This is a genomic window from Allokutzneria oryzae, assembly GCF_042429765.1.
Lineage (GTDB): Bacteria > Actinomycetota > Actinomycetes > Mycobacteriales > Pseudonocardiaceae > Allokutzneria > Allokutzneria oryzae.
This window is the reverse complement of record NZ_JBHLZU010000007.1, coordinates 41,150-56,639: the sequence shown is the minus strand read 5'-3', so window position 1 is coordinate 56,639 and position 15,490 is coordinate 41,150. Positions and strand designations below refer to the sequence as shown.

Below are 15,490 nucleotides of genomic sequence, written 5' to 3'. Positions count from 1 at the left end.
CCGCTTCCCCGGGCCCTCTGGCGCCGCCGTCGCCCGTGGCGGGAGGACGCCCCGGTACTCCAGCGGTAATGGGGGAGGTGCCGCGAACACCGGGGCGTCCTATTTCAGGTGGCTGTCACGCGTCGTGGTTGCAGACGGCCGAACCGACGTCCTTGTTCCAGCAGCTCGCGGGCCCCGCCTCGCCGCTGGGGGCGCCGAGGCGCTGCCTGCCGGGGCCAGGGCCGTTCCGGTCGCCAGCAGCACGGAGGCGATTGCCTATGTCCTTCGCTCGCATGCGCCGTCAACCACCGATCGGTTTTTCGGGCGTTGCGGGAAGGGTTGTGCAGAACCGGCCTTGCACGGTTCCGCACCTCGACGAGGATCAGGAACGCGGCCTTCCGGTCATGTCACTGCCGTCACCCGACGGGACGCGGCGAGGCATGCGCGGCAGGGCGGTCCGGACGGTTCCGCCATCGGCAGCGGTTCGACGACGTGCCCGCACAGCGCGGTGTAGTTGCCGCTCGCCTGCCCCTTGTGGAACGCGGTGTCGCTGACCTGGTGCTCGCAGCGGTCCCTGCCGCAGGTGATCGGGTTGGCGTACACGACGGGCGACGCGTCACGGCGGGGCGGCGGCACCTGGCGGGGTGCGCGGCCGCCTCCGCTCCGGTCGACCACAGCTCCCGTTCCTGCGGCGGTCGCGACAGCGATCAGCGGGAGAATCGTCCACACAGCGGCGTCCTGCATCGTCGTGCTCCGTTCGGTGTGGCCGCCCCGGCGGCGTCGAGTCTGGGGGAATCGACGCCGTCGGGGTGACCGGATACCCCGTGCGCGGTCCGGGGTTGGTCGGTGGTGCCCGCTACGGCACGGCGGCGTTGATGCCGGGGCCGGGCGTGAGGATGCGGGCGGGGTCGTAGAGCTTCTTGGCGCGCACGACGTCGTCCCAGGTGTCGCCGTAGTGCTCGCGCCACTCGTCCGGGCCGTACCGCTGGCCACCGATGGGGTAGGTCTTGCCGCCCAGGCTGCGCACCTTCTCCATCCAGACCTTGTTGCGCTCCAGCATCTTCTCGACGAAGTCGGGGGCGGGGTCGATCGGCGAGGCGTTGAGCACGTCGAACAGCCACACCAGGCCGTCCGGCTCCTGCGCGGGCATCCGCAGGCGCGGCCTGCGGAAGGACCCTGCCCGGTGCGGGAACACCAGCACGAAGCCCCTCCCGTGCGGTAGCGACCAGTCGTCCTCGGTCATCAGGCCGAACGTCTCGGCGGCGAAGTCCTCGATGTGCTCGTCAGCGAGGAAGACGTCGAACCACGGCTTGTGCCGCTCGTCCCAGTCCTCGGTGCGCCACTGGTCCATGACCGCCGAGTACTTCGAGACCTGGGCGACGTAGTCCAGCCGCTCCTCCTGCACCGGCCCCTGCGGGTCGAGGCCGTCGAGCAGGCCCTCCGGCACGCCGGTCCCGTGGTCGTAGTGTGCGAGGTGCACCAGGAACGTCGGGACCGGGGCGACCGCGCCGGGGGGCGCGATGATGCAGTAGATCTCGTCCACCTGGCCTCGGGCGACCACCTCCCGCATGGCGCGGAACGCCGCGGCGGGCTCGACGTAGGGGAGCACCCAGGAGCGCACGGAGGTGGGCAACGGCGCGACGTTCAGCTCGGCCCTGGTGATCACGCCGACCTGGCCGATCCCGCCGAGCACCGCGTCGAAGAGGTCGGGGAGCTCGGTCTCGGAGGCCCACTCGATGTCGCCGCGGCCGGTGACGACCTGGACGCGGGAGACGGAGTCGACCTGCGCGCCGTAGCGGTAGCCGGGGCCGATGCCGCCCGCGCTGAGGGTCCCGCCGACCGTGATGGGGAGGTAGCCGGTCAGCCCGCCCGTGAAGCGCGTCCCGTTCCCGGCCAGCGCGGAGACCAGGTCCGACCAGAGCACTCCGCCGTCGACCTCGGCCTTGGTCGGGCCGAGCTCGTGCACGGCGTTCAGCACGGTCACGTCGATGGCGATCCCGCCTTCGACCAGCCGCTGGCCCTGCGTCATGTGACCGGTGCCCTGGGGAGCGACCGGGATCTGGTGGTCGTGGCAGAACCTGATGACCTTCGCGACGTCCTCGGCGTTGCGGGGCCGCAGCACCGCGGCGGGGCGGCGGGTGACGATCCGGCCGAGATCGCGCGAAGCCTCTGTCAGGGCATCGCCGTCGAATTGGTACTCCCCGTCGACCTTGGGCAGCGCGACTGTGGCGCTCCCGGACTCGGTCGTCCAGTCGCGGGAAGTGGGGTCCCAGAACAGGGGCTGCTGCGTCATTGGATCTCCGGATGTCGCCTCGGCTTCGAGGTGAACGATGCCGTGAACACGCTGCGTGCACATCCGTGTACGCCACATGCTCGGCCCCGGCCGCACGTACGTGTTCGGTCCTTCGTGCGAGGAGCACACGTACGTGCGGTCCGACCCGGCTGGCCTGACGTGCCCGTGCGGGTGGAGACTGCGGGCATCGACGGCATGACGGGGCGGACGTGGAACTAGCTGGGGTGGGGCTGACCAGTCTGGTCGGCAGGGACGAGCTGCTGGGCTCGCTGGCGGCTTCGGTGCGCGCGGGCGCGAGGTTGACGAGCCTGTCAGGAGCGGGCGGGGTCGGCAAGACCAGGCTCGCGCTGGCGCTGCTCAGGAAGGTGGCGGGCGACTTCGACCTGGCCGCGGTCGTGCACCTTGCCGACCTCGGCCCGAGCGAGGACGCGGTCACCGCCGTCGGGCAGTCGATCGTGGCCGCGCTGGGCGTCACCGACCACCAGTCGCAGCGCCACCCGGTGGAGGTGCTGCTGGAACACCTCCGGGGTCTGCGGGTGCTGCTGGTGCTGGACAACGCCGAGCACCTCCTGGACCCGGTCGCCGACGTGGTGATCGCCCTGCTGACCGAGGCGCCGGGGCTGAGCGTGGTCACGACGACCCGGCACCGGCTCGACCTGCCGCCGGAGCGCGTGGTCGCCGTGCCGCCGGTGACGATCCCCGAAGCGGGCGCCTCACCGGAGGAGGCTCGCAGCAGCCAGGCGCTGTCGCTGCTGCTGGAGCGCGCCGGTGACGCCGGTTTCCCCGCGGTCCCCGAGGGCACCGCCGCGTGGGAGGCCGTCGTCGAGCTGGCGCGGTGGTCCGGCGGGCTGCCGCTGGTGATCGAGCTGATCGCGGCGCAGATGGGCGTGCTCGGGCCGGAGAAGACGCTGCAACGGCTGGACGGTGGGCGGCTGCTGACCACGACCGCGCGGCGCGCGCAGCCGCACCACCGCGCCCTCACCAAGGCACTCGACATCTCCTGGGACCTGTGCACTCCCGAGCAGCGCCTGCTGTGGGCACGGCTGGCGGTGTTCTCCGGCGGCTTCGACCTGGAAGCCGCCGAGGAGGTCTGCGGAGGCGGAGGAGGCAGCGGTGACGTGCTCTCGCTGCTGGCTGACCTGGTCAGGCACTCCGTCGTCGTGGTCACCGGGGACGGCCGCTACCACCAGCTCCAGCCGCTGCGCGAGTACGGGCTGCGCCACCTCGACGCCTTCGGCGAGACCGACGAGCTGCGCGAGCGGCACTGCCACTGGGTGCGAGGGCTGGTCGCGACCGCCGCCGACGAGTGGTTCGGGCCGGACGAGCTGGTGTGGCTGGCGCGCATCCACCGCGAGGTGCCCAACATCCGCTCCGCCGTCGGCTGGTGCGCCGCCACGAGGACCGCGGCGGCGGTGGAGGCCGGTCTGGCGATCGTGACCGACGTGCTGCGGACCCGGGTGCAGTTCTTCACCGCGTTGCAGAACACCACCTCCGCGTGGCTCGGCGACCTGCTCGCGCTGCCCTTGGCCGGGGACGAGCCGCCCGAGCCGACGCCGACCCGGATGGCCGCGCACGCCGCGCTCGGCTTCACCCTGATCGCGATCGGCGACAAGGACCGGGCCACGCCCCATCTCGACCTGTGCCGGGCGCTCGCCGTGGAACTCGGCGCGGAGTCCGCTCCGCCGCTGCTGTTCGTGGAGGGCAGTCACCTCGTGATGAGCCTCGGCGACACCGCCGGGCTGCCCCTGCTGCGCCAGGCCCGCGACGGCTTCCGGGCGCTCGGCGCGCGTGGTGACGGCCAGATGGCCGCGCTGCTCCTCGCCGTTGGCGCCGGTCTGCTCGGGCCCGCCGACGTCGCCGACGAGACCTCGGCGGACTGCTTCGAGGACGCCGAGCGCAGTGGCGCGCCCTGGGCCCGCACGTGGGCGCTGTGGACCCAGGGCCTACCCGCGCTCACCGCGCCGAACTACGTGCTGCAAGAGTGCCTTCCCGCCCAGATCGCGATGGGCGACCGGTGGGGCACCACGTGGACGGTCGAGGCGGGCGCGTGGTGGCGGTCCCGGATCGGCCAGCCCGAGGACGCGGCGCGGCTGCTCGGCGCCTGCGTGGGCCTCCAGGAGCGGCACGGCGTCGGGCTCGGCGGTCTCGTGCCCTTCCAGCGGCAGCGCGAGCTGGCGGAGCGGCGGATCGTCGCGGCGATCGGCGAGGCGGCCTTCCGCGCCGCGTACACCGACGGAACGGAGCTGACCACCGAGGAGGTCTACGAGCTGGCACTGCGGCCCGTCAGCGCCCGCGCGGCGACCGCACCGCCGACCACCGCGTCGGAGCTGACGACGGCGGAGCGCAAGGTGGCGGCGCTGGTCGCCAACGGGCTCAGCAACGGGCAGATCGCGGAGGAGCTGCACGTGTCGAAGCGGACCGTGGAGACCCACGTCGGCCGGATCTTCGGCAAGCTCCACCTCGTCAACCGCGCGCAGCTCACCGCGTGGTACCTCGGCCGCTCCGGAGACGAGCCGTCCACATAGGACTCGCCGCGACCACGACCACCGGCCCGCCGTGGGCTGGCTGGCGTGGTCGGGGTTCTCGCGTTTTGTAGGCTTAATGCGCGAAAGAGCGCTCTCATTTCGCATTAAGCCTACAAAACGCGGGATGAGGAGGAGGGCGGGTCAGGTGTGGGGCAGGAGCGAGTTCGCCGCGGTCGTCGACCATTCGACGAGCATGAGCGTGGCGTCGTCCTGAAGCCGGCCCTTCTGGTGGTCGAGGACGGCGTGGGTGATGCGGCGCAGGGTTTCCGGGGCGGACAGCCCGGCGGCTTCGTGGCGTTCGGTGAGATCGACGAGCCGGTCGATGCCGAACTCCTTCCCCTCGGGGTCACGGGCCTCGGTGACACCGTCGGTGTGCAGCAGCAACCGGTCGCCGGGTTCGAGGTACTCCACCCCCAGGCCGCGGTCGCCGATGCTCGGACGCAGGTGGCGCAGGCCCAGCGGCAGTCGTGGGGCGACGCCGAGCGTCTTGACCACGCTGCCGCCGCGCAGCAGCACGGGTGGCGGGTGCCCGGCGAGGAGGTAGCGCAAGGTCCCGGTGCTCAGGTCGAGAGTGGCCAGCACCGCCGTCGCGAAGCCTTCGGTGGGATGGTCCCGGCTCAGCACGGTGTCCGCCGCCTCGGCGATCGCGGGCAGGTCGGCGCCGCTGCGGCGAGCGTTGCGCGTGGCGGCCAGGACGGAGGTGGTGATGAGCCCGGCACACAGGTCGTGTCCGGTGGAGTCGAACACCGCCAGGTAGGCGTCCGTGTCGTCAACGGCGTAGTCGAAGCCGTCACCGCCGACCTGGTTGAAGGGCTCCATGGTGGCGCAGATGACCAGGTCCCGGCAGGCGAAGGTCTGCGGCGGCAGCAGTTGCCAGAGCAGTTCGCTCGCCACTGTCAGCGGTTCCGTGCGGCGGACCCGGTGGAACAGGTCGCTGTACGGGAGCTTCGCCACGACCAGGTGCCCGACCAGCCCGGCAAGCGTCCAGCACCGCTCGCGCAGCCGCGAGTCGTCCAGGTCCGCGTCGGTGGGGAGTCCGATGGCGACCACGCCGAGTCGTTCGGTGCCGTCGAGGACCGGTACCCACAGCAGCGGGGCACCGTGGGCATCGTGCCCGGTGAGGATCTCGGTCAGCCGGAACGCCCGTCCGGCAACGGTGGCGTCCACGTCCAGCACCTCATCGTGCGTCACATCCACGGAGTGCAGTGCGCGCTGTGCGATGTCGGCCAGGTAGAGGCGAGGGCGGATGTCTACCCGCGCGCACGTCGAGCCCAGGATGCTGACGAGTTCGTCCGCGGTGGCCAGGTGCGAGGCATCGATGATCTCACTGAGGACCGAGTACCAGTCGGCATCCTGGTTCATGGCAAGACAGGGTAGGCCGTAGTCAATGTCCTGACATCGGTCAACGACTCCTCCTGGCCCGCGGAACCTCGGGGCGTCCAACGGAAAGACGCGACTCCCGTGGCCGGTGCCAGATCGGGAGGCCCTACATCGGCACCGTGTCCACAAAGGACTGTCCAGAATTCCGTTGCGCGACAACGCGATCCCGGACCTGGGTGGGGGACAGCCGCTCGTCGTCGGCGTAGTAGACCCAGTCCACGTCCATCTCGTAGCCGCGCGTGGTGGAGCCGCCGACCAGGCCGCCCCCGATGAACCACTGACTGAAGTTGATCATCTGTGGGGTCTCGGGGTAGAGTCGCCCGCCGTGCTCGACGACGAGCCGGTCGTCCACGAAGTACCGCATGGTGCCGTTCATGACCTGCAACGTCAGCACGTGCCAGCCGTCGAGGCCGGTCGCCTCGTGCTCGGACTCGCTGTCCACCCACCACGGGTCGGCCTGATAGGTCTCGTAGCTGGTGCAGAACATGTTCGGCCCGGTGGTGCCCCACCCGCCGTTGGGCAGGTACTCGAAGTCCTGCTCGCTGTAGTCGGGGTCGCGCGGGAAGGCCAGCGGCGTGATGGTGAAGAAGGTCTGCACGAGCTGGTCGCCGTCGGGGCCCGAGGTCGGCCGGTCGCTGAACCGGACGCGCGCCGAGTAGGTGCCCTCGAAGAACTTGCGCTGGTGCGAGATCTCCGCCTGCCGGGTGCCCGCGGCGCTGCCGTCGGTCACGCCGCTCAGGCGCATCACCTTCTCCGCGCCGGAGCCGGGGAAGGTGATCTGGCCCGGCGACCACACCGCGCCTGGCACGCCGGGGCCGCCCTGGTAGTCGCGGACGCGCCAGCCGCGCTGGAGGACCAGGGGGTCGGTGGAGCTGGAGTAGCTGAAGTCGTCGAAGAGGACCTGGCCGGGGGCGGCGACCGCCGGGGCGGTGGTCACGGTGGCGGTGAGCAGCAGCGCGGCCGGGAGCAGGGCGAGGCGGCGAGGCGGGAACGCCATCGGTGCGTGCCTTTCGTCGGTGGCGGCGACGAATTCGGCGGCGTACAAGGAAAGTTCCCATACTTGAACCGGGTGGGGCAAGGAGCCGGGCCGGACAGGATCAGACAGGTTCCGGTGTCGGCCGGGTGGTGGGGAGCGTCGGGATCTCGCGGTCGAAGCCCCGGTGGACCAGAATCGCTTCGCGGTGGGAGTCCTCGACGTGCTGCGGCAGCCCGCGAACACCTCGCCGGTGCGTTCGTCCTCGGTACGGGCATGGCCCAGCTCAGCAGCGGGTCGTCGTGGTGGGCCGCCGCCAGCACGTCGGTGATCCCGGGTGGCCGGTGTGCGTGATCAGCAACGGCCGCCCTCAGGTGCTTACCCGCCTGGCCTACCGGCCGGTAATGTCGCGGGAATGGCGGTCGAGGACACTGTGCGCGCGCTCGTTGTCGACTACGGCGGGGTGCTGACCACCCCGCTCGGCCCGTCCTTCGCGACCTGGCTCGCCGCCGACGGCATCGAGCCCGTCGGCTACGCCGAGGTGCTGCGGGACTGGCTCGGCCGGTCCGCGCCGCCCGACTCGCCGGTGCACCTGCTGGAGCGAGGAGAGCTGGACGTCGCGGAGTTCAACCGGCTGCTCGCCGACCGGCTGACCACTGTGGACGGTCGAGAGATCGTGGTGGAGGGCCTGCTGGACCGGGCCTTCGGCACCGTCCGGCCGGAGCCCACCATGCTCGACCTGGTGCGCGCCGCCCGCGCCGCCGGGATGCGCACCGCGCTGCTGTCCAACAGCTGGGGGAACAGCTACCCGATGGACGTGCTCGCCCCGCTCTGCGACGTCGTGGTGATCAGCGGCGAGGTCGGCATGCGCAAGCCGGAGGAGCGCATCTACCGGCTCACCGCCGACCGCCTGGGGCTGCCCCCGGAGCAGTGCCTGTTCCTCGACGACGCGCAGCCCAACGTGGACGGGGCGGTCAACGCGGGGATGCGCGCGCTACTGCACACCGATCCCGCCGCCACCGTGCCCGCCGTCGCCGACCTCGTCCCGGCACTGATCACCTACCTGCGAGAGGGAGCCCCTTGAGCACCGCCGACGTACCTTCCCCAGCGGAGGCGCCATGAGCACCGACCTGCCAGGGCTCGACCTGGCCGCGGCCGAGTCCCACCTCCGGCGCGAACGACCGGGGCTGATCACCGCTCCGCTGACGGCCGAGCTGATCGCGGGCGGCCGGTCGAACCTGACCTACCTGGTCACCGACGCGGCCGGGACCGAGTGGGTGCTGCGCCGTCCGCCGCTGGGCCACGTCCTGGCCACCGCGCACGACATGGCCAGGGAGTTCCGGGTGATCTCCGCGCTCGGCGCGACGCCGGTGCCGGTGCCGCACGCGGAGCTGCTGTGCACCGACCCGGACGTGCTCGGCGCGCCGTTCTACCTGATGGAGCGCGCGGCGGGCACCGTGATCCGGCGGCGCGAGCACGCGGCAGGACTGGGCGAGAACGGTGCGCGGGAGCTGTCGAACCAGCTCATCGACGTGCTGGCCGACCTGCACGCGGTCGATCCGGAGTCGGTGGGCCTCGGCGACTTCGGCCGCCCGGAGGGCTTCATGGCCCGCCAGCTCTCCCGCTGGCGCAAGCAGCTCGACGCCTCTCGCAGCCGGCCCGTCCCGGAGCTGGACGCGCTCAGCGAGCGCCTGGGCGCCGACGTGCCCGACAGCGGACGGCCCGCGATCGTGCACGGGGACTACCGGCTGGACAACGTCCTGGTGGCGACCGACCCGCTCCGGATCGGCGCGGTGCTCGACTGGGAGATGGCCACCCTCGGCGACCCGCTGGCCGACCTCGGCCTGCTGGTCGTCTACTGGGAGCGCCTCGCCGGGATCGGCGACGCCATCGCCGACGACGTCAGCGGCATGCCCGGGTTCCGCTCCGCGGCCGAGCTGGTCGCCCGCTACGCCGAGCGCAGCGACGTGGACCTGGGCAGGCTGTCCTGGTACGTCGCCTTCGGGCACTTCAAGCTCGGCGTGATCATCGAGGGCATCCACTACCGGCACACCCAGGGCAAGACCGTCGGCGCCGGGTTCGAGCTGCTGGGACGGATGGTCGGACCGCTGGCCAAGGGCGGCATCGCCGCACTGGAGGGGGAACTGTAGATGGACTTCGCCACCGACGAGCTCACCCGGTCCTACCAGGCCCGGCTCACCGAGTTCATGGACGCCCACGTCTACCCGGCCGAGGCCGTGCACCACGAGCAGCTGGAGGCCGCGCCCGGCAGCTGGCAGGCCCCGCCCGTGCTGGCCGGGCTCAAGGCAGAGGCGCGCAAGGCCGGGCTGTGGAACCTGTTCCTGCCCGACTCCCGCTACGGCGCGGGCCTGACCAACCTCCAGTACGCGCCGCTGGCCGAGATCACCGGCCGCAGCCCCGCCATCGCCCCCGAGGCGCTCAACTGCGCGGCCCCGGACACCGGCAACATGGAGCTGCTCGCCGAGTTCGGCACCGAGGAGCAGCGGGACCGCTGGCTCAAGCCTCTGCTGGAGGGCGAGATCCGCTCGGCGTTCTGCATGACCGAGCCGGACGTCGCCTCCTCCGACGCCAGCAACATCGCCACCCGCATCGAGCGCGACGGCGACCACTACGTGATCAACGGCCGCAAGTGGTGGTCCTCGGGCGCGATGAACCCGAACTGCGCGATCTTCATCGTGATGGGGCAGACCGACCCAGACGCCGACCGGCACCAGCGGCAGAGCATGGTGCTCGTGCCGCGCGACACCCCCGGCGTGCACGTCAAGCGCGGCATGACCGTCTTCGGCTACACCGACTCCGCGCACGGCGGTCACGCGGAGATCGAGTTCCGCGACGTGCGGGTGCCGGTGGAGAACGTGGTCGGGGGAGAGGGCAAGGGCTTCGCCATCGCCCAGGCCCGGCTCGGTCCGGGGCGCATCCATCACTGCATGCGGCTGATCGGCATGGCCGAGCGGGCGCTGGAGCTGCTGTGCCGCCGCGCCGTGCGCCGGGTGGCCTTCGGCAAGCCGCTCGCCGACCAGGGCGTGGTCCACGAGTGGATCGCCGAGTCCAGGGTGCGCATCGAGCAGGCCCGGCTGCTGGTGCTCAAGACCGCGTGGCTGATGGACACCGTCGGCAACCGGGGCGCGCACACCGAGATCCAGGCGATCAAGATCGGTACGCCGCTGATGGCGGAGTGGGTGATCGACAAGGCGATCCAGGCGCACGGCGGCGGCGGGATCAGCCAGGACTTCCCGCTGGCGCAGCTGTGGGTGCAGGCCCGGCTGCTGCGCTTCGCCGACGGCCCGGACGAGGTGCACCGGATGTCGCTGGCCCGGCGGGAGCTCAAGCCCTACCGCGAGGAGCTCGCCGCCGAGGGGTGAGGCGGGCCGGAAACGGAAACGGCCCCCCGGTTCCAGTGGAGCCGGGGGGCCGTTCGGTGAAGCTCGATGCCTCGTTCGGATCGAACCGCTTACAGCGGGCGAACCTGCTGGGCCTGCGGGCCCTTCTGGCCCTGGCCGATCTCGAACTCGACCCGCTGGTTCTCCTCCAGGCTGCGGTAGCCGCTGGTCTGGATCTCCGAGTAGTGGACGAAGACGTCAGCGCCGCCGTTGTCCGGGGTGATGAAGCCGAAGCCCTTCTCGGAGTTGAACCACTTCACGGTGCCCTGCGTTGCCATTTACTGATCTCCTCGACAGGTGCCGGGGTAGGGGGTCGCGGTCGCGATCCCCTGGTCGGTACTGCACGCGACTTCTCCGGCATAACCTGGAGAAAACAACGCCCGCATGTTCCGTTCCGCGAGCTTGAACCACACGAAACTGACGACCGCGCAGAGTCAATCACGAAGTCGGCTCATGAGCCACCGCTTCCTGACGGAAACCCGGAGAGCATTGTTACGCCGGTTCCGTTCCCACCGTCCGAAAAGGCCGGTGAGCTGGGCCATTCGCCTGTCCCGCAGGCGATAACCGCCCCCAGCGCCAGTAACGATCATCACCCGGACGGCCGCATCCAGGACGTGGGACGCCTGTCGGAACAGTGTGACCCCACTTGGCGGTTCCCGCCCGTCGTGATGCTCTTGTGATGAAAAAGTCACGCCGCTCGTGCTCTCAGGATGATGCGGCCATCGGCAGGTCCGGATCGGTGCCGACGGCGTCGGCCCGGCGCAGCAGGGCGTCCAGCGACAGGCCCAGCGCCTCGGCGAGCGCCGCGACGGTGAAGAAGGCCGGGGTGGGGATCCGGCCGGTCTCGATCTTGCGCAGGGTCTCGGTGGAGATCCCGGCGCGCAGCGCGATCTCGACCATGCTGCGCCCGGCCCGGGCCTCCCTCAGCGCCCGGCCCAGCCGCGCCCCGCGCTCCCGTTCGGACTCGCTCAACGGCACTCGCACCATGCTGTGATAGTAATACCGGTATAGTTATCCCGGTAGAACGAGGTGAACCGTGATCGAGCTGAAGACCCCCACCGAGATCGAGGCGATGCGCGAGGCGGGCAGGGTGGTCGCCAACACCCTCGCCGCGGTCCGCGCGGCCGCCCGCCCCGGTGTCTCCCTGCTGGAGCTGGACGAGGTGGCGGCGGCGGTCATCGCCGACGCGGGCGCCAAACCGGCGTTCCTGCACTACCACCCGAGCTTCGCGCCGAGCCCGTTCCCCGGCACGATCTGCACGAGCGTGAACGACGCGATCGTGCACGGCGTGCCCAACGACTACCGCGTGGCCGACGGCGACCTGGTCAGCATCGACTCGGCGGCGGTGCTCGACGGCTGGTCCGGAGACGCGGCGGTCAGCTTCGTCGTGGGCGCGGCCGACCCAGCGGACCTGGAACTGATCGACACCACGACCCGGGCGTTGCGGGCGGGCATCGCGGCCGCGCAACCGGGCAACCGGCTCGGCGACATCGCCAACGCCATCGGAGTGGTCGCCCGCGAGGCGAGGTACGGGATCATGGAAGGCTACGGCGGCCACGGCATCGGCCGCACGATGCACGAGGACCCCCACGTCGCCAACGAGGGGCGCGCGGGCCGCGGGATGCGCCTCCGGCCCGGCCTGACCCTGGCGATCGAGCCGATGCTCACCCGTGGCGGCAAGGACTCCTACATCACGGACGCCGACGGCTGGACGCTGCGCACTGTGGACGGCACGCGAGCGGCCCACGTTGAACACACGGTGGCCGTCACCGAGGACGGCCCCGTCGTCCTCACCCTCCCGTAGCCCACCGCTCGGTGGGGGCGCGTCACGCCAGGGCGGGCTCGGCGAGCCTCAGCACCCCGGTGTCGGCGTCGAGCTCCGCCACGACGCCGAGCGGCACGCTGAACTGGGCGGCGCAGTGACCGAAGCCGAGCTCCCACGCCACCGGGACGCCGAGGTCGGACAGCCGGTCCTCCAGCAGCGCCCGCACCGCGGCGGACTCGCCGCAGTCCGTCCACGACCCGAGCGCGACACCCGCGACGCCCTCGAACCACCCCGAACGCAGGAGCTGGGTGACGAGCCGGTCGATCCGGTAGACGTCCTCGGTCACGTCCTCCAGCAACGCGATCGCGCCCTTCGCGGGCGGCGGCGACTCCGGAGCGCCGAGCGCCGAGACGATCAGGCTCAGGTTGCCCCCGGTCAGCACGCCGCGCGCGGTCCCGCCGACGATCGGGTCACCGAGACCGGAGCCGATGACGGTGGTCTTCTCAGGCTCGAAAAGCGTGTCGCGCAACAACTCCGCGGCTCGCACGTCCTCGGTGAACGCGACGCTGCCGATCATCGGCGTGAACAACGTGGACTGGTCGACGTAGGTGGCGAAGGCGTCGTGCAACGCGGTCACGTCACTGGAGCCGGCGAAGACCTTCGGCGCCGCCGCGGCGATCGCGGACCAGTCCAGCAGGTCCAGCACCCGGAGGCAGCCGTAGCCGCCACGTGCGCAGAGCACGGCGGCGATCTCCGGGTCGCACCAAGCCTCCTGGAAGTCCGCCGCCCGGTCGGCGTCGGTGCCCGCGAGGTAGTCGAACCGAGGGTGCCGATCGAGCACGTGCTCGCCGACGACGACGTCCAGCCCCCACGACCGCAGCAGGCCCACACCGTCGTCGAGGACCTTCTCGGGAACGGGCCCCGCGGGCGCCACCACCGCGACGCGGTCCCCGGGCCGCAGCCGCCGCGCGCGCTGCCGGGCCCTCATCGGCTCAGCTCCAGCGTCGGGACACCTTCCGGGGCGAACCCGAGAACCTGGCCGTAGAAGGACAGTTCCGCCTCAAGCGAGGCCGCGACGGTCTCCGCCTTGCGGAACCCGTGCTGCTCGCCCTCGAAGGGCAGGTAGCCGTGCTGGATGCCCGAGCCCGCCAGCTGGGCGACGAACCGCTCGCACTGCACCGGTGGGCAGATCTCGTCCTCAAGGCCCTGGAGCAACAGGATCGGTCCGGCCAGCTTGTCCACGCGGGTGCTGGGGGAGCGGTCCAGATAGCGCTGCTCGGTCTCCGGCAGCCTGCCCACGATGCTGTCCAGGTACTGCGACTCGAAGTCGTGGGTCTCGCCGCTCGCCCAGCCCATCAGGTCCAGGATCGGGTAGTACGCGGCGCCGCAGCGGTAGACCTGGACCGAGGTCAGCGACGCCGCGGTGGTCCAGCCACCCGCGCTGCCGCCCCGGATGGCCAGCCGCCGCGGATCGGCCGTGCCCTCCTCGGCCAGCGCGGAGGCGACGGCGGCGCAGTCCTCGACGTCCACGACGCCCCACTGCCCGCGCAGCCGCTCGCGGAACTCCCGGCCGTAGCCGGTGGAGCCGCCGTAGTTGACCGCGACGACGCCGATGCCCCTGCTGGTGAAGTAGGTGAACTCGTTGTCCAGCGTGCCGGAGATCCGCCCGGTCGGCCCGCCGTGCACGTGCACCACGTACGGCGGCAGCTCGCCCTCCGGCGCGGCGAAGTCGGGGTTGGTGGGCGGGTAGACGTAGGCGGGTACCCGCTGGCCGTCCGGGCCGGTGAACACGCGTGCTTCCGGCACCGGCAGCCACGCCGGATCGTCCAGCCCCGGCGGCGGTGAGGTCACCTGCGCGCACTCCCCGGTGGCCAGGTCGAGGCGGAGCACCGCACCGTGGCTGGTGGGGCCCGACGCCACGCCCGCGATCACCGTGCCGGAGGCGGCCAGCGGCGACATCCACACCGGCAGCGGCACGTCGAGGTCGGTGATCGTCCCGGCGTTCTCGTCGAGCAGCGCGAGCGTCCCGGCGCGCAGCACCGCGAGTCTTCCGTCGCCGAGCGGGGCGAACCACCGCGCGCCGAGCTTCCACAGCGGTCCGCCGAGCTCGTCCTCGATCGGCGCCAGGTTGCGCCTCGTGCCGTCCAGCCCGATGCGGAACAGGTTCCACCAGCCATCGGGGTCGGTGATCGCGTAGACGGAGTCGTTGTCGGCCCACTCGACCTGGCAGACGGCCTCGTTCGGCCCGCCCGCGAGCACGCGGCGCGAGCCGACCGCGCCGTCCTGGTAGACGGTGGCCACGCACAGCTCGGTCCCGTCCCACGGCATGGCCGGATGGTCCCAGCCGATCCATGCGATGTGCTTGCCGTCCGGGCTGCACTGGGGTGCGGTGAGGAACCGGTGGCTGGCGACGAGCTCGCGCACGGTCGCCGGCCCGTCACCGGCGTCCAAGGGGATGGCGACCAGCGAGCGCCGCACGTCCGTGGGCGCGGGGCCGGTGACCTCCTCGCGCACGCACCACACCTCGGTCCCGCCGGGCGGGGCGACGAGGTCGCCGTAGCGCAGCCCGTGCCGCGCGGAGGGCTCCGGCGTGAGCGGCACCGGCTCGGCGTCGGGGCCGGAGAGGTCCAGCAGGTAGACGCGCTGGTCGTCCCAGTTGGTGAAGACCACGCGCGGACCGTCGAGCACCACGTAGGGGCGCCCGCCGTACTCGTGCACGCGGTTGCGGACGTTCCACGGCGAGCCCAGCACCCGCCGCGGGGGCTCACCGGTCCGGCCGCGGAACAGCGCGACCCGGCCCCCCTCCGCGGGCTGGCCCTCGGCCCACCACAGCTCGTCGGAGTGCAGGCCGACCCACTGCGGTCCGGAGGCGACGGCGGCGGCCTCTGCCGAGGTGATCGGCGAGGCCCAGGTCCCGTAAGGCGCGATCTTCACCACAGCTGGAGGGTAACCACTCACGCACTGTCTACTGTGGACGAATATGGCGCTGGCCGAAAAGCAGTGGTCCGGACCACCTGTTCGCGGTGAGCGAAACCGCTCGGTCGGGTGTCGCGGGCCCCGGCACCGGCGACAAAGCCCGCAAATGCGACGTTGTGCCGTCCCAGGGCTCAACCGGGCCGCGAGGCGTCCCGCCGGACGCGGCTCGGTGATCGACAAGTTCGGACCTGGAATGTG

The 15,490-nt window shown here is 71.8% G+C and carries 13 protein-coding genes; 5 read left to right on the top strand and 8 right to left on the bottom strand.

From position 1 onward, the window contains the following. Window positions 1-381 precede the first annotated feature (381 nt). Together ACFFQA_RS08865 and ACFFQA_RS08860 are read right to left on the bottom strand one after the other, a co-directional pair. The gene (locus tag ACFFQA_RS08865; RefSeq protein WP_377851209.1) at window positions 382-723 is read right to left on the bottom strand and encodes a hypothetical protein; all 342 of its coding nucleotides are present in this window, start codon (window positions 721-723) and stop codon (window positions 382-384) included. A gap of 112 nt (window positions 724-835) precedes the next feature. Next, entirely contained in the window at window positions 836-2,272 is a 1,437-nt protein-coding gene (locus tag ACFFQA_RS08860; protein WP_377851208.1) for an FAD-binding protein, read from the bottom strand. Between the two features lie 224 nt (window positions 2,273-2,496). On the opposite strand from ACFFQA_RS08860, the gene ACFFQA_RS08855 reads away from it, so the two are divergent. Continuing rightward, complete coding sequence (locus ACFFQA_RS08855; RefSeq protein WP_377851207.1) at window positions 2,497-4,797, top strand: ATP-binding protein; 2,301 nt, start codon at window positions 2,497-2,499, stop codon at window positions 4,795-4,797. 141 nt (window positions 4,798-4,938) lie between these two features. Here the strand turns inward: ACFFQA_RS08855 and ACFFQA_RS08850 are convergent, their stop codons facing one another. Beyond that, the gene (locus tag ACFFQA_RS08850) at window positions 4,939-6,159 is read right to left on the bottom strand and encodes a PP2C family protein-serine/threonine phosphatase (RefSeq protein WP_377851206.1); all 1,221 of its coding nucleotides are present in this window, start codon (window positions 6,157-6,159) and stop codon (window positions 4,939-4,941) included. A 124-nt stretch (window positions 6,160-6,283) separates the two neighbouring features. Continuing rightward, a complete protein-coding gene (locus tag ACFFQA_RS08845) occupies window positions 6,284-7,222 on the bottom strand; it encodes a glycoside hydrolase family 16 protein (protein WP_377851205.1) in 939 nt (312 codons plus the stop codon). Window positions 7,223-7,565: 343 nt separating this feature from the next. On the opposite strand from ACFFQA_RS08845, the gene ACFFQA_RS08840 reads away from it, so the two are divergent. From ACFFQA_RS08840 to ACFFQA_RS08830, 3 genes are read left to right on the top strand one after another with little or no spacing between them, the layout of a single operon-like run. Beyond that, window positions 7,566-8,234, top strand: coding sequence for an HAD family hydrolase (locus tag ACFFQA_RS08840; RefSeq protein ID WP_377851204.1), 669 nt, complete (start codon window positions 7,566-7,568; stop codon window positions 8,232-8,234). Between the two features lie 34 nt (window positions 8,235-8,268). After that, window positions 8,269-9,300 (top strand): phosphotransferase family protein, encoded by a 1,032-nt coding sequence (locus ACFFQA_RS08835; protein ID WP_377851203.1) that lies wholly within the window; start codon window positions 8,269-8,271, stop codon window positions 9,298-9,300. Further along, window positions 9,301-10,533: an acyl-CoA dehydrogenase family protein gene (locus ACFFQA_RS08830; RefSeq protein ID WP_377851202.1), complete on the top strand. Its 1,233-nt coding sequence runs from the start codon at window positions 9,301-9,303 to the stop codon at window positions 10,531-10,533. It abuts the gene before it with no gap. An 89-nt stretch (window positions 10,534-10,622) separates the two neighbouring features. Here the strand turns inward: ACFFQA_RS08830 and cspE are convergent, their stop codons facing one another. Together cspE and ACFFQA_RS08820 are read right to left on the bottom strand one after the other, a co-directional pair. Next, window positions 10,623-10,829 (bottom strand): transcription antiterminator/RNA stability regulator CspE, encoded by a 207-nt coding sequence (cspE, locus tag ACFFQA_RS08825; protein ID WP_086824783.1) that lies wholly within the window; start codon window positions 10,827-10,829, stop codon window positions 10,623-10,625. 427 nt (window positions 10,830-11,256) lie between these two features. Beyond that, window positions 11,257-11,538 carry a helix-turn-helix domain-containing protein gene (locus ACFFQA_RS08820; RefSeq protein ID WP_377851201.1) on the bottom strand — a complete coding sequence of 94 codons (282 nt, stop codon included), beginning with the start codon at window positions 11,536-11,538 and terminating at the stop codon, window positions 11,257-11,259. A 49-nt stretch (window positions 11,539-11,587) separates the two neighbouring features. On the opposite strand from ACFFQA_RS08820, the gene map reads away from it, so the two are divergent. Further along, window positions 11,588-12,355 carry a type I methionyl aminopeptidase gene (gene map, locus ACFFQA_RS08815; RefSeq protein WP_377851200.1) on the top strand — a complete coding sequence of 256 codons (768 nt, stop codon included), beginning with the start codon at window positions 11,588-11,590 and terminating at the stop codon, window positions 12,353-12,355. Between the two features lie 22 nt (window positions 12,356-12,377). Here map and ACFFQA_RS08810 read toward each other — a convergent pair whose 3' ends face one another. Together ACFFQA_RS08810 and ACFFQA_RS08805 are read right to left on the bottom strand one after the other, a co-directional pair. After that, on the bottom strand, window positions 12,378-13,304 hold the full coding sequence (locus ACFFQA_RS08810) for a S66 peptidase family protein (protein WP_377851199.1): 927 nt from the start codon (window positions 13,302-13,304) through the stop codon (window positions 12,378-12,380). Beyond that, entirely contained in the window at window positions 13,301-15,253 is a 1,953-nt protein-coding gene (locus tag ACFFQA_RS08805; RefSeq protein WP_377851198.1) for a prolyl oligopeptidase family serine peptidase, read from the bottom strand. Before ACFFQA_RS08805 ends, ACFFQA_RS08810 begins: the two co-directional genes overlap by 4 nt. Window positions 15,254-15,490 lie beyond the last annotated feature (237 nt).

Coding starts and splice junctions, on each gene's coding strand:
- ACFFQA_RS08865 (WP_377851209.1), bottom strand. CDS start 723: ATGCAGGACGCCGCTGTGTGGACGATTCTCCCGCTGATCGCTGTCGCG.
- ACFFQA_RS08860 (WP_377851208.1), bottom strand. CDS start 2,272: ATGACGCAGCAGCCCCTGTTCTGGGACCCCACTTCCCGCGACTGGACG.
- ACFFQA_RS08850 (WP_377851206.1), bottom strand. CDS start 6,159: ATGAACCAGGATGCCGACTGGTACTCGGTCCTCAGTGAGATCATCGAT.
- ACFFQA_RS08840 (WP_377851204.1), top strand. CDS start 7,566: ATGGCGGTCGAGGACACTGTGCGCGCGCTCGTTGTCGACTACGGCGGG.
- ACFFQA_RS08835 (WP_377851203.1), top strand. CDS start 8,269: ATGAGCACCGACCTGCCAGGGCTCGACCTGGCCGCGGCCGAGTCCCAC.
- ACFFQA_RS08830 (WP_377851202.1), top strand. CDS start 9,301: ATGGACTTCGCCACCGACGAGCTCACCCGGTCCTACCAGGCCCGGCTC.
- cspE (WP_086824783.1), bottom strand. CDS start 10,829: ATGGCAACGCAGGGCACCGTGAAGTGGTTCAACTCCGAGAAGGGCTTC.
- ACFFQA_RS08820 (WP_377851201.1), bottom strand. CDS start 11,538: ATGGTGCGAGTGCCGTTGAGCGAGTCCGAACGGGAGCGCGGGGCGCGG.
- ACFFQA_RS08810 (WP_377851199.1), bottom strand. CDS start 13,304: ATGAGGGCCCGGCAGCGCGCGCGGCGGCTGCGGCCCGGGGACCGCGTC.